The 21,196-nt window shown below is 46.1% G+C and carries 15 protein-coding genes and 1 pseudogene; 1 reads left to right on the top strand and 15 read right to left on the bottom strand.

Going from position 1 to position 21,196, the window contains the following annotated elements; translation table 11 throughout:
- A pseudogene (locus tag E5355_RS09060) lies at positions 1–387 on the top strand (hypothetical protein); the annotation flags it as partial.
- A gap of 311 nt (positions 388–698) precedes the next feature.
- Here E5355_RS09060 and ccsA read toward each other — a convergent pair.
- The 15 genes from ccsA to E5355_RS08990 form a co-directional block, all read right to left on the bottom strand.
- Complete coding sequence (gene ccsA / locus E5355_RS09055) at positions 699–2,747, bottom strand: cytochrome c biogenesis protein CcsA (protein WP_136010099.1); 2,049 nt, start codon at positions 2,745–2,747, stop codon at positions 699–701.
- Positions 2,748–2,776: 29 nt separating this feature from the next.
- On the bottom strand, positions 2,777–3,931 hold the full coding sequence (locus tag E5355_RS09050; RefSeq protein WP_136010098.1) for a Rid family hydrolase: 1,155 nt from the start codon (positions 3,929–3,931) through the stop codon (positions 2,777–2,779).
- 65 nt (positions 3,932–3,996) lie between these two features.
- Positions 3,997–4,713: a hypothetical protein gene (locus E5355_RS09045; protein WP_136010097.1), complete on the bottom strand. Its 717-nt coding sequence runs from the start codon at positions 4,711–4,713 to the stop codon at positions 3,997–3,999.
- Between the two features lie 24 nt (positions 4,714–4,737).
- The gene (locus E5355_RS09040; protein WP_136010096.1) at positions 4,738–5,949 is read right to left on the bottom strand and encodes a porin; all 1,212 of its coding nucleotides are present in this window, start codon (positions 5,947–5,949) and stop codon (positions 4,738–4,740) included.
- A 29-nt stretch (positions 5,950–5,978) separates the two neighbouring features.
- A complete protein-coding gene (locus tag E5355_RS09035) occupies positions 5,979–7,412 on the bottom strand; it encodes a di-heme oxidoredictase family protein (protein WP_136010105.1) in 1,434 nt (477 codons plus the stop codon).
- Positions 7,413–7,521: 109 nt separating this feature from the next.
- Positions 7,522–8,673, bottom strand: coding sequence for an imelysin family protein (locus tag E5355_RS09030; RefSeq protein ID WP_136010095.1), 1,152 nt, complete (start codon positions 8,671–8,673; stop codon positions 7,522–7,524).
- A 29-nt stretch (positions 8,674–8,702) separates the two neighbouring features.
- Positions 8,703–10,085 carry a hypothetical protein gene (locus tag E5355_RS09025; RefSeq protein WP_005835326.1) on the bottom strand — a complete coding sequence of 461 codons (1,383 nt, stop codon included), beginning with the start codon at positions 10,083–10,085 and terminating at the stop codon, positions 8,703–8,705.
- Between the two features lie 92 nt (positions 10,086–10,177).
- Complete coding sequence (locus E5355_RS19420; RefSeq protein WP_168354312.1) at positions 10,178–10,375, bottom strand: hypothetical protein; 198 nt, start codon at positions 10,373–10,375, stop codon at positions 10,178–10,180.
- A gap of 25 nt (positions 10,376–10,400) precedes the next feature.
- Positions 10,401–10,610, bottom strand: a complete 210-nt coding sequence (locus tag E5355_RS09020; RefSeq protein ID WP_005835322.1) for a hypothetical protein — start codon at positions 10,608–10,610, stop codon at positions 10,401–10,403.
- A 66-nt stretch (positions 10,611–10,676) separates the two neighbouring features.
- Entirely contained in the window at positions 10,677–12,035 is a 1,359-nt protein-coding gene (locus E5355_RS09015; RefSeq protein WP_136010094.1) for an alpha/beta fold hydrolase, read from the bottom strand.
- 12 nt (positions 12,036–12,047) lie between these two features.
- On the bottom strand, positions 12,048–13,004 hold the full coding sequence (locus E5355_RS09010) for an SPFH domain-containing protein (RefSeq protein WP_136010093.1): 957 nt from the start codon (positions 13,002–13,004) through the stop codon (positions 12,048–12,050).
- Between the two features lie 198 nt (positions 13,005–13,202).
- Positions 13,203–15,797: a xylan 1,4-beta-xylosidase gene (gene xyl3A, locus E5355_RS09005; protein ID WP_136010104.1), complete on the bottom strand. Its 2,595-nt coding sequence runs from the start codon at positions 15,795–15,797 to the stop codon at positions 13,203–13,205.
- A 156-nt stretch (positions 15,798–15,953) separates the two neighbouring features.
- Positions 15,954–18,209: a glycoside hydrolase family 3 C-terminal domain-containing protein gene (locus tag E5355_RS09000; RefSeq protein WP_136010092.1), complete on the bottom strand. Its 2,256-nt coding sequence runs from the start codon at positions 18,207–18,209 to the stop codon at positions 15,954–15,956.
- 21 nt (positions 18,210–18,230) lie between these two features.
- The gene (locus E5355_RS08995; protein WP_136010091.1) at positions 18,231–19,481 is read right to left on the bottom strand and encodes a hypothetical protein; all 1,251 of its coding nucleotides are present in this window, start codon (positions 19,479–19,481) and stop codon (positions 18,231–18,233) included.
- A gap of 30 nt (positions 19,482–19,511) precedes the next feature.
- A complete protein-coding gene (locus E5355_RS08990) occupies positions 19,512–21,191 on the bottom strand; it encodes a SusD/RagB family nutrient-binding outer membrane lipoprotein (RefSeq protein ID WP_136010090.1) in 1,680 nt (559 codons plus the stop codon).
- Between the last annotated feature and the right edge of the window lie 5 nt (positions 21,192–21,196).

Below are 21,196 nucleotides of genomic sequence, written 5' to 3'. Positions count from 1 at the left end.
ACGCAGGATGCAGACATTTTCCCCGAAAATGCATGCAATTCCAAACAAAGCAAAGCAAAAGAAAGTAAAGCAAAAGAAAGCAAAGCACTTCCCCCTCTTACTCCCCCCGGGGAAAGCGGAGGAGCGCAGGGAAATCCTGATCCGGACATTCCCGGATATGCCTACAACAGGAATACGCACAACCTGGAATGCCTCATGCTGAACCTGAAAAAGCTATACATCACCGACCGGGAGGAAATCAGGAAGATTCTGAAGCTGTCGGACTACGGCAGGCTGGGAAACTACGTCTGGAAAATATTCAATGGGACGAACTGGAACAAGGTGAACAGCAAGGGAGGGTACATCATCTCGGTACTGGCGAGGGAGAAGCGGAGTACGGGAAGCTGATTAAGCAGGGCACAAGATATCAATAACATGTCATGCAGGAAATTAACAACGTGTGATGCAAGAAACAAATATCGTGCCGGCAAGGTATTCGTTTCGTGTTTACACGATAGTAACAAAATCCCCGCTTCACAATATCACATCGGGAAGCGGGAATCCTTTTATCTTCATAAAAGTGGTTACGTAATTATGACTAACTAATTCATTCAAATCTGACGCTGCAAAGATAAGGCATCGGCAGATAGTACGCAATCACTTAAATTAGGTATAATAAAACAAGCCGGTCATTATAAATAGGTAGAACCACCCGAAAATCAGGCATTGGCATAGCTGTGCATTCCTCCAAGGATGTAGTTCACCCCGAAATAGGTCATCAAGACTGTCAGAAAGGCAACAATCATATAGATATGGAAAAACAACGGTCTGCGAAAAATACGTAGGCTACGTGCATGGAACGCCACCCCGTAGACCATGAAAGTAATCAGCGCCCATACCTCCTTTGGATCCCAAGCCCAATAACGACCCCATGAAACATTGGCCCAAACTGCACCCAGAAAAATGCCGGCTCCCAAAAAGAAAGCGGCAGGATAAAGCAGCAGTCGGCTGAGCAGCATCAACATCCGGACCGAACGACGGAGACACAGTGCCAGTATACCGTTCAGCATCATGAAAGCGAATAAAGCATAAGACATCATTATCAATGACACATGCATACTGAGCCACGGAGAAACGAGTACGGGCATCAAGGGAGTGATTTGGGGATTCATCTGTCCCAAGTATGAAACCAGCAAGGCAAAACCGGACAACAAAAAGCCGAAGGGCACCATAAACGGGAAACGCCGCCGGAACAGACAAGCCAGGAACAGCGCACACAATGCCATGAACTGCATTGTTTCGTATCCGTTACCCAACGGAATTCGCCCGCCGATGTACCATCTCAGACTATACCCGAAGAGCTGAAAGAGAAACGCTGCATAAAGTGCAACCGGAAAGAAAACATCTGTCAGATGTGAAAAAGAAGCAAACACCGTAATCCGACCGGAAGAGCCTGATGCAGACGAACGGCGCAAGCCACGGTACAACAAACGGAAGAAAGCCAACAATCCCACCGTAAGGTTGAACATGAACAGCAGCTTGCTGAAAGGAACACGGTTATACAGCAATTCGGCTTGTATTTTAGTATCGGAAATAGGCTCCACACTTCCGTCTTCCGGCAAAGGACGAATCAATGTACCATTTTGGAGCATCAAAATCAGTCCCACCTTTTCATCCGCCTCTACAATGGCCTTTTCCAAAGAAGTCATTTTCTGACGATGGCCTTGCTCCTCCTTCCAGTACTTCTGCAAGCGATACTTCTCACCGTCGAACAAATCAGCCAGACGTGCATAGGGCGTCTTCAAATGAAGCAGGTGACGGAGTGCCTCGTTTTTGATATAAATCATCGGCTCATTCTGCCAAACCTCCGGACGCAGAAGCCATCCGCCAATCACCTGCTCCGGTGTCATGCCTCCATAAGACGGTTTTCCCGTCAGTTTCAGTACAAAATCGCGCGCAAGGGTATTGAAAGGAACCACACGATCATTATAAATCACCTGCTTACGGGCGAGACTATCCGCCTGCTTGCGTGCCAGTGCCAGAAGGCTTCTTTTCTGCGCATGTGCCCCACTTCCCAGACACAGCAACAATAGGACAAACATTCCTCCCTTCTTCAACAACGGATGCCTCAGCAGCCTGCGGAACTCTCCGCCCCGGCTGACCAGCATCCAAAGCATGGAGACACCTAACAAGAGGTATCCACTATAGGTAATCCCTATCCCCCACGGGTCATAATTCACTGTCAGCCAGCTCCCCTGCATATCCTCATCAAAGGAAGACTGATAAAAGCGGAACCCCTGCCGTGAAAGAATACGGTTCATGGAGACGGGCTTCTCGCCGTGAATATAGCTGATATAATCTGCAGGAGCATCCGTACCCGGATAGTACTCAATCCGGAAACTGTCCAGACGTAAGGTGAACGGTAACTCTACAACCTGCCTGCCGTCTTGTTCCAAAAAGCAGTTCACCTCACTGCCGACAGTAAGATGCACATATCCTTTCCGACCACAAAGAAACGTAATCATGGCTCCCGCCAAAATCACGAGGAAGGAGCCATGCAACAACAACGTCGGGAGACGCCGCCACAACCGCTGTCTTACAAGCACAACAACAGTCATCGCAGCAAGGGCTCCCCACAAGCAACAAAACCAAATCGTATGATAAACATGCTTTTCTACAAAATCCGTACTGTACGTCTGCTCTACAAACGTAGTTGCAGCAAGCAGGAGCAGCAAACAACCATAAACAGCTATGAGAAACTTTTTCAATTAAGAGCTATCAATTAAAAGTGAAAAAATCAATATGGAGCAAACTCCTTGTTTTCTAAAGACCTGACTCCCATACATTCCATCTCTATCAGCCAACCCGGACGACATACGGGAGCATATACAAACACTCTCGGAATATCCGGGAAACGCTTGTCATACATGCCTTTGACCACGGTATAGTCTGCAACATCCCGCAGATAAACAATCATCTGTCCTAAATCATCAAACGTACAGCCAGCTTCTTTCAACAAAACCTCCACATTCTCCCACATACGTTCCGTCTGCTTGCGAATGTCTCCGGGATATACCACCTCACCTTTATTATTGATGCTCGCAGTACCCGAAATAAACACCTGGCGACGGTCGCCATAATCCACATACGTACCTCGCTCGAAACTCACACCGTATTCGTATGTGGGATTCAGATGTGTCGGTGCGTAAAGGTAGTGAATTTGTTCAGATTTCAAACCATCTACAGCATAAGTATCCATCTGAACCGTCACTTTTGGGTCGGCATGACGGCCACCGATACCGGTACTGGAAATATAATGAGTCTTCTCCGTCAAGTCCTGGGTAACAAACACCTCATTACGTGCCTTCACCACTCCGGCATAATTCACATCCACGTTCTGTACAAAAAACCAGGTACGTATGCAATTATCAGCCAGCTTGCAGCCCTGTTCCATCAGCTGCATCACATAGTCATTCAACAGCAGACGGGTCTGGTATTCCGAATTGGCGGCACGATTGAAAGAGCCGCCTCCCCAAAGGTGACGGTAGGCACCATGTCTCACTTCGAACAATCCGTTATGAAGCACCTGTGTTTCCACACCTTTCTGCAGATAGACCCATAGTGCAATCTTTGTACCGTCCAACGGCGGCTGCTCTACCACAGAGAGTGCACAGTCCGAACATTCTGCCGAAAGCCCCAGTAGCATATCCGCCTGATTGGCGGCGTCACTTAGAAAGTAGCGTTTAAAGATGGCAACAGCACCTTGTAGTTCGCTTTCACGCAGTTGGCAGTAAGTGTCGACCACCGCATTCAGCTGTTCTTCATAAGTCGCTTCCGGTCTGGTGGCATGAATCATTACATGATATTCCGAAACACCCGCTTCTACCTCATATTTAAAGATTTCGGTTAAGGTATTCTCCGATTGATTAGTTTGTTGTTGTTTATCTTTCATATTAAATATCAATTAGTCGTTGTTGTTCAGAAAAGTACCGGTATTACCAGTAAGGCCCATCATTATTACGGCTGTGCACCATCGTCAATCCAGTTGCCAATCAAAGACTGCATATCGGATGAGGTTATCATCTGAGAATGGTCTATACGCCAATCCGAGCTGATGTCCGTACCCAATATGAGATGCAAGACACTTTCTGACGCATTGCCGGGCATAACCCTCATTTTACCGTCCACCGTCGTTGAAGCCCGGTTGACCAGATCAGCATGGCTATGTCCTTCCAGCAGATTCAAGCCACCACCCGGAGTGGTGCTAAGACCATGGCAAGCCGTACAAGTGGCATTGAATATTTTTTGTTGAATGGCATTGTACATACTTGCATCAACTGTTCCTGCATCCATAAGTATAGTATCAGCGATTTCAGTACATTCCATTGCCACCAAACTGACAATGCGCTTTCTCAACTTATTGATTACACATAGCTCGACTGTTGTCACCTCATCCGTTATGCCGGACATTGTCAACCGGATTTCATCATTATCCGATTCGGATACCGGAACAACCTTTGAAACAATGGCATAATCGCTTTCATCATCAAATCCTGCCACTACCACACAATAGTCGCCCGACCACTTATCCACACCACTAATCCGGCCTGTCATCTTCACTGTGCGTCCTTCACCCGTGGCCACTACGGCATTCTCATAAATTCTCCCCTCATCGCATGCATGCAGACCTATAAGAAGCACGGGCAGAAAAAAGAAAAGAATGTATTTTTTCATAGACGAATCCTTTCCTGACTTCATTTAGAATGTATATTGAAGCATCACCGTGGCAGAGTGAGTGGCCAGACCTAAATTATCATTATCACGATCGAGCTGCGTGTCGTGTCCCCAACGGGCTACATACTGATACATTGCCTGCAATTTCAAGTTGCATCCTCTGAAAAAGTAATTCATACCTACAGCAGGCATATTCAGGAAACCGTCGTCATCCGTACCGTTACGATTGAAGATATCGTAGCGTGCGGCAAGCTGTAGGCGGGGAGCGACAAAGTAACCACCTTGCACATAACCGCCTAAAAAGCTATACGATTCATTTATCTTTTGCCGTTTGGTGAAACCTACATTCATATAATAAGCTTCAGCCGCCAGATAGAGCTTGTTCTTCAACATGGCAAATTCCAACCCCACACGGGTATCATTGGTACTCTCATTTTCACTCTCCACATTGATAGAACCCGAAAGACCGAATAATATCTTATCCTCGTTCAAACGGTTAGGATTACCTTGTGTGGAAGGCATCACCCCCTTGGGCATATAAGTCAGACGTCCGGCATACAGCAATGAAGGGATATGCCAGTCATCACTCATCGTCTTTGAAGCTGTATTCACGGAAGCTCCGGTTCCATTGAACAAGCCGACTTCATAACCGAACCTATCTGCCACCAGACCGTGAATTTCAACACCCAGGTCAAATCCCGTACCGATATTAGGCGTCACGGCATTCAACGAATAAGGCAAAATTACAGAAGACGTCAGAGAAACCGGCAACTGGGGAAGCAGTGTTTCGCCAAGAGTTGTCAGATAGGCATGCGAGAATGGAGTCTTGAACTTTCCGACACGAATCGCAAATTGTTTTTTCAGCTGTACATCAAACCACGCCTGCTGTAACAGCGCTCCTCCACTTGCAGCAGCATTGATGGACAGATTGAAAGCTACTTTTCCAAAAGCCTTGCCAGTAAAGCCAAGTACGGCATAAGGAATGGAAAAACCCGAATTGGCAATATTATCTTGGTTATAAGCCTTATCCAAGCCTTCATCATCATACCAATTGAAATTAGCACTCGTTTGTACCAACAGATAAGGCTTGAAAACAAAGTCACCTTTCTTTGTTTCAATGGTAAAACCTTCTCTTCCGGCCAATGACACTACACCATTCTCCGTATCTTCCTCATGTTGCGCCATAGCGGTCAAAGGCAAAACAGCCAGCATGGCGACATATAAAAATTTCTTCATAATTACTTTTTATATAAAGCTTATTAGTTCTAAAGTGAATTTAAAAATACAATCAGGGCATCACGGTCATCCTTACTCATGTTCTTAAAGAGATTTTTCGATGCTTCTCCCTCTCCCCCATGCCACATTATGGCTTCAACAAGATTGCGGGCACGACCATCGTGCAAGAAGTAGGTATGTCCGTTTACCTTTTCCTGAAGCCCGATACCCCAAAGCGGAGTAGTGCGCCATTCATTGCCACGCGCCAACCCACTTACATAGTTATCATTCAGACCGACTCCCATAATTTCGGAGCCCATATCATGCAGCAAAAAATCCGAATAGGGGTGAATTGTCTGACTTCCCAACCATGGCAAACGGGTACCGTTCAACAGCACGGAGCCCCGAGGCCTGGTATGCAACGTGGTGACATGGCAAAGATGGCACTTGGCTTTATAGAAATTCTGTTCTCCCCTTATCACCTGCGGGTCATTCACATTACGCCGTGCAGGAACACCAAGACTCTGCATATACAAGTCAACATCTTCCATATCTTCTGTAGAAACATCCAACCGGGCATAAGAAAGCCCCATCATGCTGCCTTGATTCACCTGGGCCTGCCCCTCGCATATCTCTTCCGGATAGCGGCTATTGGTAACACCCATATCACTTGAAAAACCAAGTTCAACAGTCAAATCCGCATGTTGAGCCTTATTTCCCGACAGCCCCAAGCTTCTCACACCACGTTCGGTAATGTAATTGCAACGGCCACTTATACCATACTCCGGATAATTACTTTTTGCAGCAAGCGCTTCAATCTCCGTAGGGTCCAAAGCCATCATTTGCCCCATACCGACATGTCTCAACGGGATACGCACCGTGCAGAACATATCTTCGGGCTTTATACTGTCAGCATACCATTCGGATATGGAATAAGCCGGTTTGCAAAGTTCATACTTCTCTCCGTCGGGAAAGGTAAAAGTCTCATAAGTATACTCCACAGAAAGCTTTCCCTCCGGTTTCACTCCATAAATTGCCTGGTCATGGAGAACACGACCATAATCCTGAAAAAACGCACCATTCTTGCGGCTTATATAAACCAGCATCGAGGAAAACCCGTAACTACCCGATCCGCCTTCACTCCACAGCGTCGGTTTGGTACGGCCGGCATTACGATGACAACTGCCACAAGAATACCCCGCATAGACCGGGCCAAGCCCCCCTCCCATGCCATTGCTACTCGTACGCACATCATCGTAAAGCCCGTCACCATCATTAAAGCGACTGTTGTAAACACCCGACACCCAGTCTGCCGGTGAATCATAGGCCTTGGATGAATTCATGAAGATTGTGGACGTTCCGGCAGACAGAGCGTATCCTTCAGGAATCTCTATATCCAACACGTCAATCCCATCATCATCACAAGCAGTCAAACCTGCCGACAAACAAAGGAGAAGACATGAATATCTCATTAAACGATTCATCATCTTTATCTACTTTTTAATAATGGCATATCCAAACATGCCAAAGAAGTAAAGGCAGGATTCTCCAAATCCTCCCCTTTACTTCTTGAGTATTGTTTATAAATAATTCTTATTTAACTGTACGAGGCTTGCCATCCTTGAAAAGCAGGAACTCCAAAGTATGAAATCCGCGTACATTTTGGGCAGATTCAACTTTTGCATCATCATCACCCTCGCTCCATTCCAAATCGCCCCATTTCTGGGAATTCAGAATCTGGACAATGGCGTTCTGGTCCAAGGGCCAACTATCCATATTCGGGTCAAGTCCCAGCTCATCCACCGGGCCGAACAGGAACGCCTCACTTTCCTCCCAAGGTTCACGGGCTGTTATCCAAGCATTGCATGCCGTCTCAAAAGCACTGTTGGAGGGATTGTTGGCAAGAGCCACAACAGCGTCATACAGCATACTATTCTTCTCCTTCAAATCCTTATAGGTAGGCAAGACCACAACATTGACATAATTTTCAACAATCGGGTCAAGTGCTTCATTGCTGTTAATGGTGCTATTGTCCCTGATATAAGGTTTCAACTCCTTATCCAATACACTTTCCAGTTCTTCACAAGCCTTGATAGCCGCTACCGTTTCCTGACTGTTGATATTATTACGGAAAGGTTGGGGAATAGCCTGAATAGCCGATGCTGCCGTAGTGATAGCTGCCGACACTTTCGTATCCAACTCCGCATTGACTCCAGCCACCAATTTTGAAATTGACTTGTCGCTCACCTTACCGTCCAAAGAGCCGTAATAGGCATTGCGGATTGAGTAAATATTATTGGTATAATCATCACGGGAATGCCAGCTATACCATGACTCAACAGCATAGAGGGCCTCTGTAACATTGTTTGCCATATATTTATTATATGGATCACCAATCTTCGTCTCACCTACCTCATTGGAGATTTCAACACAACCGTCGATAACCTGCTCTATACAGTTCCAGGCACTTGAAAAGTTATAGGCACCATTATGAGCTTTGAAGGAAGTTGCAAAACTTGCCCCACCCTTATAACTCGTATTCCAAGAATCATAAAGATTGGTGGCATCTGTCTTCAACAAAGCCGCCACATTTCTCATGTAGTTGTGCCAACTTGCTGCATTCTCCGAATTATACTCAATGTCAGCAGGATTAACTGTACTGTTGTCATCATCATCGCTACAAGCAGTAGCCGTAAATGCCAGCCCTAATACCAAAGCTGTCGCATAAAAGAAATTTTTCTTCATCTGTATAAAATTAATTGATTACTATTCATCTACTTCTTGACAAACCAACCGATATAGGCAATACCGATCGAAAACTCATTTTCACTATTATACTTACCAGTTCCAAAAACCTTGTTTGTTCCGATTTGGCGGGTGGTGTAATCAGCCTTTACCACCAGATTAGGCAAGGCATACCAATTCAATCCAGCAGTCCACATGCTTACCTGACAACGTTTCTCCATTATCTGGCTAGCCTCTCCCTTTTCTTGCGGATTGTAATATTCATAACGTGCAAAGGGGTAGATAACCGGAACTTTCTTGTTTCCTTTGAAGAAAGCGCTGATATTCAAACCGGCCTCGGCTGCATAACTGACTACATTCTTTGCAATGGGGGTTATACGGCTGTAAGGAGATTTATTCGATAATTTGGTATTTGCCTCACTAAGCTTCGCTGAATTGCCCAAATTTCCGTATACCATATTGGCACGGGCAATCACATATTTATTACGGTATTGGGCATCTGCCGTGTAGATTCTTACCGGAATCTTACCGGTAGACGAATAAGTATCCGCTTTGTCAGAATTGGAACCGGCATCAGCGCAGTAATAAAACGAAGCGCCTATACGCAACCCCGGAACCCCCTTGTAGTCCAGACGAGCCACATAGCCCGGTGAAGTAAAGTTGTCTTCTTCAAAGATGCCTTGTTTGCCACTTGCTATCCAGGTGTTACGGTCAAAACCATTGGCATTCAGACCGGCCACTATCATGGCCTGATAATCAAAGCTGGCATATCCTTTTCCAAAAGAACCAAAAAACTCGAGTCCGTTTTCATGCCACGTAGAAGGAAGGATGGTTGTCTCTCCTTCCGGCCGATAAGTTCCAAAGAAATTGATTGGTTCATGATGGGCGTTGGTCAATCCTACCGGGACAATGACGTGACCGGCACGTATGTTGAATTGTGGAACAATTAAACGGGTAATGTGGAATTGCTCGATAGCCACTTCGCCACCCTTTTCCACCTCCGTTTCATACTCACCGTTTTCCGTATTCTCAAGTTCATAAGCAGTACCCGTACCACCGGATTCAAACTCGATTTCAGCACCGAGTATCCATTTGGAATTGAACTTGTAATCCAGAGCCAACACGAAACGGGGTATAGAAATTGTATTCCTATGTTTGTCCGGATTGCCTTCGGGCGCGCCATAGAAACGGTTAATACCATAATCCTTAAAACTTGCAACCATTTCTCCGTATCCACCGAAACGGAATTTCTTGTAGTTGTCGCCATCATTCGCTACTTTTTCCTTTTTCTCTTTGTCTGTTGAAATTTCCGTACTCTCTGCTGCAGAAGTAACTTTTTCAGGTTCAGCAGCCTGCAAAGCATTGGCAGAAAGCAGAAAACATAAAACGAATAAGCCGGTTAATTTTCTCATCTTTTATCTTAAATTTTGTTGGGGCAAAGGTAGAGGTAGTCAAAAAGGAGAACAATACCTAAAAATTGCGAAAAGAAGAGAAAAAGTAACCATTAGTAGGTAATGGCAGATTTATAACAACAAATAAAGATGAGAAAGGAGGGTAAGTGGTAAAAAGGACTATTAAACAGGCTAATCCACGTAACGAGCACGATAAGCAGGGCCGTACCTTCCAGAATACGGTCAAGCACAGTGGGTTGGAAACGGACATTAGGGCAATTCTTGCCGGAATAAAGACCAAGATTAATCATACTATCTGCGATTTAGAATCTGTTATTACGAATCCTCCTCTGCTTTCTCTTCAGACGGAGGAGGATTCTTGGACTTCTTCATCCGCCCACTCTTCCGCAATGCTTCAGCGATAATCCACTGAAGCTGTCCATTGGTACTACGGAACTCGTCGGCTGCCCATTTTTCAATGGCATCCATCGTTGCAGCATCCACACGGAGGACAAAGCTTTTGGTTGAAGTTTCTTTTTTAGCCACTATTTATTTACTATTTAACAATTTACGATTTACGATTGAAGTTACTTTGATATAACCAAGTACCAATCAAAGAGTATTCTGCTTGCCCCGCACGAAGGAGGCAATGTCATCCATAACATATGCCGGGACGGGCGAAGCATGGCTATACTCAAACGGAGTCGCCTTGCCGCTGCCTTCCTGCAACAAGTGATTCAATTTCGGATAAGATTTGAAATATGCATTCTTGCAGCGCAACAAACCGGAACGCCATAAACCGAAGTCTTCCATAGTCACCTGATAATCTCTCTCCCCTTGAAGAACAAATATAGGCAGCTTTAGTTTAGCGGCAACTTCCACCGGTTTGTAAGCATTGGCAAACAGCCAATATGAGCGGGGCTGCCCCAATGGCAAGGAAATCGTTTCATCAAACTCTTCCGTACCAAGCTTTTTGACATTAGCCAATTGTTGTTTCAGTTCATCAAGTTGAGCCTTTACATTGACTGAAGAATCCGTCAAAGAAGAGGTATAATAAACCTGTTCCTCAAGAGCATCTTCAAGCGGTCTTGCCAGTCCGGCAAGGATAATGATACCTGCCAAACCTCTCGAACGCCCGGCAATACGGGGAGCCAATGTACCTCCCAGGCTGTGCCCCAACACATACACACTGTCAGGAGCCAGCCCGGGCAAAGCCCTTACCTGCTCCACTATGGCAACGGCATCGTCCACGGCCTCAGTATCATAATCGAGTTCGCGACCGGCAGGAACGCAAGCCGCACCATATGCCTTTGTCCGTTTTTCATAGCGGACGACAGCAATGCCGCGTTCCGCCAATCCCCAGGCAAGGTCACGGAAAGGCTTGTTGGGACCTATCGTCTCGTCACGGTCGTGAGGCCCCGAACCATGTACCAGAATAACACAAGGAACCCTGCATGCATCCGGACCGACTGCCCGCTTGGGTAAAGTCAACGTTCCGGGAAGCTTGTAGCCGTCGGCTCCCAGTGTAATATCCCTTTCATCCATTTTTGTCTTATCATAGGCTACCGGTCGGGCAGTGCTAACAGCAGGTGCAGGGACCAGCCGGATTGTATTCAGTGCCCCGTCAGCATCAAAAGCCACCAGAAAACGGAGATTATAACGTTCAAATTCCACATCGGAATAATAGATAGTAATTCCCTGGGCAGAATCGGTCTTCCATTCTCCTTTTGATATGAATTTACCAAACATTTTCTCTGCTTGCCGGAAAGAATCATTGAAGAGTGCTGGAGCCAGTTTCTCCTGCAACTCCCGGTTCAATGCCGCATGGATACTGTCACCTTGCCCTGCCACAAACAATTCATAAATGTGCTGCGCGCGCGCAGTATTCGCATCTTGTGCAAAGCCCCCGTATACATTGCCCAGCAAGAGCAGTATAAGAGCCCATCGTCCTATAACCCCCATCTCTTTCATCCGTATCCTTTATCAATGGTTCAACGTTCCCGTATTGACTACCGGTTGAGCAGCCTCATCCGCACAAAGCACTACCAACAGATTGCTGACCATTGCCGCTTTCTTGTCTTCGTCCAGTTCAACAATTTCTTCTTCAGAAAGTTTATGGAGCGCCATTTTTACCATAGAGACTGCCCCTTCCACAATCTTCTCGCGTGCCGTAATAATGGCAGATGCTTGCTGGCGACGCAGCATCACAGCGGCAATTTCGGGTGCATAAGCCAGATAGTTGATACGGGCTTCCACCACTTCCATACCCGCCATAGCCAGGCGTTCATTCAGTTTCTGCTCCAGCTGTTCATTGATTTCCTCACCGCCCGAACGAAGAGTCAGTTCCTCCGTATCAATCTCATTATCATCATAGGCATACTGACCGGCAACCTGACGGAGGGCGGCATCACTCTGTATCATGACAAAATTCTCGAATGCATTCATACGGTTGGCCACCGCATTGCCAAGGCTCACCTGGTTGGCATTACCCGCTGTCGGAGCGGATGCAGCCATTGTTTGTGAATCAATCTCAAACATGGCTTTATAAGTGTCCTTCAGCTTCCACACCAATACCAGTCCTATGAGAATAGGATTACCAATCTTATCATTCACCTTTATCGGCTCCACATCCAGATTGCGTGCACGAAGCGAAAGCTTCTTCTTATTAAGGAATGGGTTTACCCAGAAAAAACCGGTCTCTTTGAATGTTCCCTTGTATTTGCCAAAGAACACCATGGCACGCGCCTCGTTCGGTTCCAGCTCTATATAGCCGGCAAACATAATGAACCATACCAGACACAGACACGCCGAGAGAATCAAGGTAGGCACAGAAATGAGAAAACCAAAGATTATCACCGCCGTAAGCACTACCAAATGAAGGAACAAGGCCAGAAAGCCATTCATCTTAAAACCACTGAAACCATACTCTTTTGTTTCCATATTCTATAAATTTAATTGATATCATTATGATATCACAAATATATCAATTAAAATTAGAGAAGTACAAAGAAACAAGGGAGTTAACATATAGCATTAAGGATTATTAAGAATCTGTATTCCCTGTATATAAAAATTCCGCTTGAGGGTCATAACTCACCCTCAAGCGGAAAACTTTTTTTTGACTCTGTCAGTGATGTATCAAGGCTGAATGACAAAAGACCGGCGCAGCAAACCAGCAGTCTGCGAGCTACCGCCCACCATCAGTTCATAACTGCCTTCGGAAACGCACATAGTATTGCTTTGCGGATTCCACCACACCAACTCTTTATCGCCCAAATCAAACTCTACATCGACCGTCTTTCCTGCCGGGATATGTACCCGCTTGAAAGCACGCAATGCCTTGCTCGGTCCTTCTGCATCATCATGCTTCTTCAAATAGACCTGCACAACCTCTTCACCGTCACATTTGCCGGTATTGGTTACGGGGACACTCAATCTCAATTTCTCGCCGGACTTTATATTATCCGAACCAAGCACCACAGCACCATAGCTGAAAGAGGTATAGCTCAATCCATGACCGAAGGGGAAAAGCGGTTCCTGGGTCATGTAACGGTAAGTCCGGCCGGTCATGTTATAATCTTCAAAATCAGGAAGCTGTGACACATTACGGTAGAAGGTCACCGGCAAGCGTCCTGCCGGATTGTAATCACCGAACAATACTTCGGCTACAGCCGTACCGCCCGCCTGACCGGGATACCATGCCTGCAGAATAGCTCCACAGCTTCCGGTTTCCGGCTCCAGACCGATGGGGGAACCCGAACAGTTCACCAACACCACCTTTTTACCGGCACGGTGCAAAGCGGCAATCAGTTCCCGCTGGACAGCAGGCAACTCGATATCGGTACGGTCGCCCCCTCTGAATCCGGGAAGCTCAACGCCCATCTCCTCGCCTTCGAGGTTCGGAGAGACTCCTCCCACAAAGACCACGACATCAGCATCCTTCACACGCTCCACAGATTTCCTCACATCCACTTCATTCTTAAATCCAAGGTCGAAATTCAGCTGTGCATCGCTACGGAAATATTCAAAATCCAATTCAACGTCATACGTTTTTCCAGCTTGTACCTGCAAAGTATAAGCACTCTTCTGTCCACCGTGCTGATTGGAGAATCCTCTCACTTCCTCCCCATTTATCCGCAATCTACCTGAGCCATAGGCATAGATGTCAAAGACAACCTCTCCCGACTGGTCGGGAGTGAATACGCTGTTATAGGTTGCCGAGAAGTCGGTAAGGTTCACACCCGGAGCAAAAACCGTGGCACCGGATGTACAGAAATGGAAAGGAGTGGTCACTTGGGCAGTAGTGACTGGCTCACCGTCACGAGTCACATTATTCCAGTAGCGTGCACTGAATCCGGGTTTTCCGTCGGCAGTCTTGCAACGGTTGAAGACGCTCTGTATCTGAGCTCTCTCCACCCATCCGCAGCCTTGTTCATAAATAAGCCGGTCGTCAGAGCCCAAGGCTTTTCTAATTCCATCCAGAATGGTGACCGTGTGCGGAGGCATACCGTTATAATTTCCCCACTGCATCACAGAATCATTGGCGTTCGGCCCCATCACGGCCACAGTCAATCCTCCGCGCTTCAACGGCAAGGTATTATCCTTGTTCATAAGCAGTGTCATGGACTTGCGAGCCATGTCGAGTGCCAGAGAGTCGTGTCCGGCAGAAGCCACCACAGAAAAAGGAATGCCGGTCCAGGACACCTTCTCCGGCTCGTCCATTTCACCCAGTGCAAAACGGGCCGTCAAAAGACGCTTGACTGCTACATCCACTGCTTCTTCATCAATCTTTCCCTGCTTCACCGCTTCTACCAGAGCCTCGTAACTCGAACCGCATTCCAAGTCCGTTCCACTCAGTACGGCAGCCGCCGAAGCAGACTCTGCATCGGAATGCGTCTTATGACCATAGTCTCTGTAAAAATCGGCAATAGCTCCACAGTCCGAAAGGACAATACCGTCAAATCCCCACTCATCGCGCAAAATCTGCATCAGCAGGCGGTCGCTACCACAGCAAGGATTGCCCTCAAAACGGTTGTAGGCACACATCACCTCCTTCACTTTTCCTTCTTTCACCAAAGCTTCGAAAGGAGGAAGATAAGTTTCATACAAATCACGGGGCTTGATATTTTCCGCATTAAACTCATGGCGGTTCCACTCCGGACCGGAGTGTACGGCAAAGTGCTTGGCACAAGCATGCAGCTTGTCATATTTTCCATCGTTCGTGCCCTGCAAACCCTTTACAACCATCACACCCATACGGCTGGTCAGATAAGGGTCTTCCCCATAGGTCTCTATACCCCTTCCCCAGCGAGGGTCGCGGTAGATGTTCACCGTAGGCGTCCACATCGTCAACCCTTGATAGCGCTCATGGCTTTCCTGAGATGTATAGTAGGCATTCTTGGCACGGGCCTCATCAGAAACAGCAGTAAATACCTCGTATACAGTCTCCGGCGAGAAAGATGCCGCCATACCAATCGGTTGGGGAAACACTGTGGCCAGCCCGGCACGCGCCACTCCATGCAACGCTTCATTCCACCAGTTATAGGGCTTGATGCCCAGACGTTCCACCGGTTTGGAGCTGTCCATCATCAAGGACACCTTCTCTTCGAGCGTCAGTTCCTTCAGCAAAAGTCCGGCACGTTCTTCTGCCGGCAGAGATGCATTCTTGTAAGTAGCCTGCCCGCATCCCGACAATAGGAAGAGTGGCAAAAGGTAAAGAAGTTTCTGTTTCATCATGGTTTCATATTAGGCAATTATCTATTCAAAAGACAAAGATAAGTATATTGATCAAATTTCAAACTTCAAAAGAATGATTCATTATGCAACGTACTGCCTTTTAGGCAGTACGTTTTCTTCACATATATGTTTAATTGCCGTTGAATTATTGCGTCAATCACATATATATTTAAAGGAGTGCATGCAACGAATATCTGCAGATGAAGTCCCGACATACACATTGAACACTCCCGGTTCAGCTAGCCATTGATGGCTTGCCTCATCAAAAAACTTCAAATCATCAGGAGTGATAACAAATTCCACTTGAACAGTTTCATCAGGTTCGACCTCTACTTTTGTAAAATGCTTCAACTCTTTCAATGGACGAATAACGCTACACACCGGATCTCCGAGATAAAGTTGCACCACTTCTTTACCAATCCTCGTACCCGTATTAGTCAAAGGCACTGTTACCTTAATACTTCCTTTTTCATCCATCGTCTTAGATGACAGCCGAGACTTGCCGTATTTGAAAGAAGTATAACTCAATCCATGGCCAAAACTAAAAAGAGCGGGAATCTTCTTTGTATCGTGCCAACGATAACCTACTAAAATATCATCTTTATACTCTTCTTTAGGGTTGACACCGACATTGCGCTGATAATCCGTCAAAGACACATCTTCCTTGCCAGTATCGATACCCGGATAAGCCCCTTCACCAAAAGAGTGCGCCGAACAATCGCTTAACTTTACCGGAAAAGAATAAGGCAGTTTACCCGACGGATTCACTTTACCACTGATAACATCTGCAATCGACGCTCCTCCCATGGTCCCCAAATAAGAAATATGCAGAATTGCAGGTACTTTCTCCAACCACGGCATAGCATAAGCATTACCACTGATATTAGCTATCACAAGATTTGGATTCACAGCAACAAGCTCTTCTATCAATTCATCTTGAGAAAAAGGTAAATTATACGACTTACGGTCAGTAGATTCACAATCCTGAAAAGCGTTTTTATTCAAACCTCCCACATAGATAACAACATCTGCCCGCCGTGCCTTTGCTACAGCCTCAGCACGCAAAGAGTCTATCACCGTCTGTTGTATTTCCTCCTCATACCCAAAAAAGGGACGGCCACATGCATAACCCTGAGCGTATTCTATCTTATCGCCATATAGGGCACGCAGTGCATCAAGTGGAGAAATCATATCTTTTGGTTTCAATTCCGACGAACCGCCACCATCCGTAAGTCTACGGACAGCATTGTCACCAACCACCAATATCCGGTTATACTTATCAGCTTGTAATGGAAGAATGCCCTTGTTCCGCAACAGCACGATGGACTCGTCACCTATAACCTTAGCCACATCATAATGTTCCTTGGTACAGAGTGAGCCATACGGCTTATTCGGATTCAATGAAGTCCGGAAAATCAGGCGCAGTATATTCCTCGCTTTCGCATCCACTGACGCCATCGGCAACTCCCCCTTCTTCAACATCTCCAGATAGGGGTCTGCCAAATAGTAGAGATTATACCCCAAGCTATTATCCGAAGTCAAACCGTTGGTATAAGACCCCATTTCGATGTCAAGACCATTAAGAGCAGCCTCTTTGGTGTCGTGAGCTCCTCCCCAATCGGTAATGACACAACCGTCAAACCCCCATTCATCACGTAGAATATCATTGAGCAGACGGGCATTATGGCAACAATGCTGACCACGATACTTGTTATAAGCTCCCATGACGCTCCATGCTCCCCCTTCCACTATTGCCTGCTTGAAAGCAGGCAAATAGATTTCGTAAAGAGCACGGTCACTCACTTCAACGTCAACGGTACCACGCCACTGCTCCTGATTGTTCAATGCAAAATGCTTCACACAAGCCGCAACACCGTTCTTTTGCAATTCCTTGACATAAGGAACCGCCATCACACCGGCAAGATAAGGGTCTTCACCCATATACTCAAAGTTACGCCCATTAAGGGGAGTACGGTAGATATTGACACCGGGACCTAACAATACGTCTTTCTTACGATAACGTGCCTCCTCGCCAACAGCCTTGCCATAACGTGCAGCCATCTCCGGGTTCCAAGTGGCAGCAAGAGCCGTAAGAGCAGGAAAAGCCGTAATAGAATCGTTAGTCCAACCCGCATAATTCCAAGTATTCCATTCAAACTCATGGCGAACTCCATGAGGACCATCACTCATCCACAACTCAGGAATACCCAAACGGGGCACACCTGCCGATGAAAACTTGCTCTGTGCATGGCAAAGTGCCACCTTTTCTTCAAGTGTCATACGGCTTAACGCATCCTCAACGCGCACTTCGATAGGCATATCAGGATTTTGATATATGGGCATCTGCGCACAAAGATTTGTGGCAGATGCAGCGAACAAAAGAAAAAATCGTAAAATATAAGTATGCATTTTTATGCTCTTTATTAGAAATTATTGAACCGTTACCAAGTCGACATAGTAACCATGTCCCACACAAAGGAATCCGGCCTCAGCCTTTATCTTGTCAATAATCTCTTGGGTAATAATCAGTTCGTAAACACCACCTTTGCCAAATTCTATCGTATCCATCAGCCCTGACCACCAACCGGTAGCAAGTTGCATCTGATGATATTCCGCCATAGGTTCTATCGAGTAATAAACCCGCAAAACAGTCCCTGGCTTAAGGGCAGTCATCACTTCTTGAGGAATCAGATTAAATGTCTTATTAGGATCACCGTCCTCTTTGTCCCAGGACACATAGTGATGACCTTCCCACAAGGCTTTCTCAGAAGAGATAGTAACTTTCTGTTCTGTAGTAACCTCGCCGTTGGCATAGAATTGTATACTTTCACCTGTCTTAGTCTTACCAGTCACTGTATATTCTCCTTCTTCCAGTTCCGGGCAAATCAGCGTGAGAGAAGTGGCTGTTTGCTTTGCAAATTCCACTACATCCACACCATTTATTGTAATCGAGGCAACAGCATCAAGATTTATACCGGTCATTATCCATGCCGCACCGGCGGTAGCACGGTTGGCACCCATTGTAATCATAGCCCCTTTAGTCACTTTCACTTTATTGGCACCGTATTCATTACCTTCGGCATCGATAAAAACAGCCCGATAGTCTCCCTCCGACAAGCCGGCAGGTACAGTATATTCCACATAATTGCCATCTTCCGACTCCACATAAGTAATATCCATGGCAGCCATTCCACCAATGAGAATGCTTTCCACTTTATCCAGATTATCACCGTAAAGACAAGCTTTATTGCCGGGAGCCACAATACGTTCGAATGCTACTTCAGTGGCACTGGGGTCATCCGCTAAAGGATTTACCTGGATAAGCCCCTCACGGTAAGTAGATTTTCCGACAGTGGTGGTAGCTGTTATTTTAAGATGATAAGTTCCTGCCATAAATTCCTTTTCTATTTCAGTACCGGTAGCCACTTCTTCTCCATCCACAAACCAAGTTACGGTAGTATAGTCTGCGGGAGTCACTGTGAGTTTCATCGAAAATTTGCCATCACGACTGAAATTGGCAAATGTAGCCAGATTTCCATTAACCCGGTCCGGAAAAGTAGGATCGAGTATACGAGGCTCATCATCGAGCGTAGCCGTAGAGAACGGTTCTTCGTCGCTGCAGCTTGCCACGAAGGCGTTGAATGCCAATATGGCAAATAGCATAACATATATCTTTTTCATATTGATAGTTTATTTGATGTTGAACAGAAATTATTGAACATTATTTTTATCCCACCACACAGGAGTGTTCCAGCTATTATTACCTCCCATACGCTCCAGCGCTTCCTCATAGTTTTTCTTATTGTATGAAGATTCCAGCACAGGATAGCACAGACGAACCGGAATAGCTGCCCCCCCCGTAAGAACTTGGCTGAAACCATACTCTGCAGGAGACTTTAGCTGTGGGTAGTTGGAACGACGCAAATTAGCCCAACACTCCAACGGATTGGTGAAATGCAGAATCCATGCCTGCGTATTGATAGATGCCTTTTTCTGCTCTGCCGTATAACCAATAATGTTATTGGCCATATAGTTATCGAACTCTTCGTCAGTAATTTTATCACATCCGTAATTGTCCGTCAAGAAGTCCATAGCCGCACGTACACCTTTTCTATAATGCTCTTCTACGGAACCTGCCACATTCCATCCTTTCAGAGCAGCCTCTGCCAGCAGAAACTCCACTTCGGCCGAAGTTATAACCACACCCGGATTTTCACCCTCTAGAAAGTTACTTGCCAACTTGGGTTCCGTTTCCGTATCCATGGAAATCTTTTCAATGGCAGGATTGCTTTCCTGCAGTTCTTTTATAAGGTCGCTCTCATAAGCTTCGGGCCAAGGTTCATAGAAAAATGCACCCGGATCGCGTGGATGCGCCATATTTTTCGCCAATACCTCTTCAGTGATGTCAATGCGGCCCTCGGTACTGGTTGTGCTCATTATCTGGTCAAAGTAGAACCGTATGATAGCATAGAAACGAGGGTCACCAGTATTGAACAGCTGATTATAAAAAGTAGAGCAGATAAAACTGGGGTTATTGCGAGGATCGTTACCATACAAACGCTGTGACAAAGCATTACGACGATAGTCGGAATAGCTTTCGCCACCAAAGTCAAAAGCAATATCCAAATAAGGAATCAGTGCGTCATCAGCACCGGAGGCAATGATACCTCCATCTGCCGCCAAAGCTTTTTCAAATTCTTCCTGAGCTTTCTGTGGGTTGACATCCGAGATACGCATAGCATAACGCAGGCGGAGTGAATTGGCAAACTTTTTCCATTTGTTTATGTCGCCGCTATAAATGACATCCCCGGTGATACGGTCTTTGGTGCCATCAAAAGCTGTTACGGCAGCGTCGAGCTCCACAAAAAAGTCATTATAAATCTCTTCTTGTGTGTCATATCTAGGCGTAAACTTACCATCAATAAAACCTCTTCCCGCTTCAAAGTAAGGCACATCGCCATAAATATCAGTAAGATGAGACATGAGATAGACACGATAAATGCGGACAGCCGCATTGATGTTCACCTTCTCTTCATCATCCGTAGTACGTGCCTGTGCATCGGTAAGGTCCTTGATATTTTTCAAATAGTAGTTCTGCCAGATATGCCCCATCTCGTTAAGGTCAAGTGTATGGCGGCCACCATAGTTTGTAGTATTCCAGCAGCCCATCAACTGCTGGTTGAAGGCGTAAATATAACTACGGTAAGTTTCACTCACCTCCAAGTCTCCATAAGTATGGAGCTGGGCGGTGGTAAGTTGTGCGTTAGGATCGATGGTGTCAGCCTTTGAGGGATCGGTATTCATGTTCTCCATATACTCATCGCTGCAAGAAACGAAAAACAAAGCAAATGCAGCCAACGCCATTGTGATATATGATTTATAGTGTCTCATTGTAT

It is taken from the genome of Bacteroides muris (ex Afrizal et al. 2022) (genome assembly GCF_004793475.1).
Classification (GTDB): domain Bacteria; phylum Bacteroidota; class Bacteroidia; order Bacteroidales; family Bacteroidaceae; genus Bacteroides; species Bacteroides muris.
The sequence above is the reverse complement of the archived record's forward strand: the minus strand, read 5'-3'. Positions and strand labels throughout refer to the sequence as shown.